The organism is Aquitalea sp. ASV15, assembly GCF_016429115.1.
GTDB classification, from domain to species: Bacteria; Pseudomonadota; Gammaproteobacteria; order Burkholderiales; family Chromobacteriaceae; genus Aquitalea; species Aquitalea magnusonii.
On sequence record NZ_JAELTZ010000123.1, the window covers coordinates 1 to 902 of the forward strand.

1 protein-coding gene is annotated in these 902 nt (G+C 58.0%); it reads right to left on the minus strand.

Annotated features, from left to right (window positions below; genetic code table 11):
- The coding region (gene tuf / locus JHD64_RS21105; RefSeq protein WP_199055570.1) for an elongation factor Tu at window positions 1–902 on the minus strand (902 nt) is incomplete at both ends.

Consider the following 902-nt stretch of genomic DNA (forward strand, 5'->3'; position numbering starts at 1 on the left):
CCTTCACGGATGGCGAAACGCAGACCTTCTTCCATAGCGATCGGAGCGATCAGTTCTACGGTGATTTCCACGTTGTCACCCGGCATTACCATTTCCACGCCTTCGGACAGGCTTACTGCACCAGTCACGTCGGTAGTACGGAAGTAGAACTGCGGACGGTAGTTAGCGAAGAACGGGGTGTGACGGCCGCCTTCGTCCTTGCTCAGCACGTATACCGATGCGCCGAACTTGGTGTGCGGGGTGATGGTGCCCGGCTTGGCCAGTACCTGACCACGCTCTACGTCTTCACGCTTGGTACCACGCAGCAGTACGCCTACGTTGTCACCAGCCTGACCTTGGTCCAGCAGCTTGCGGAACATTTCCACGCCGGTGCAGGTGGTCTTCGCGGTAGCCTTCAGGCCCACGATTTCCAGTTCTTCACCAACTTTAACGATGCCGCGCTCTACACGACCGGTAACTACAGTACCACGACCGGAGATGGAGAATACGTCTTCGATCGGCAGCAGGAACGGCTTGTCAACAGCACGTTCCGGAGTCGGGATGTAGGAGTCCAGAGCAGCAGCCAGACGGAAGATGGACGGTTCCCCCATTTCGGATTGATCGCCTTCCAGTGCCAGACGGGCGGAACCGATGACTACCGGAGTGTCGTCGCCCGGGAAGTCGTAGGAAGACAGCAGATCGCGCACTTCCATTTCAACCAGTTCCAGCAGCTCAGCGTCGTCAACCAGATCAGCCTTGTTCAGGTAAACGATGATGTACGGTACGCCAACCTGACGGGACAGCAGGATGTGTTCGCGGGTTTGCGGCATCGGGCCGTCAGCAGCGGAACATACCAGGATAGCGCCGTCCATCTGGGCTGCACCGGTAATCATGTTCTTAACGTAGTCGGCGTGACCCGGGCA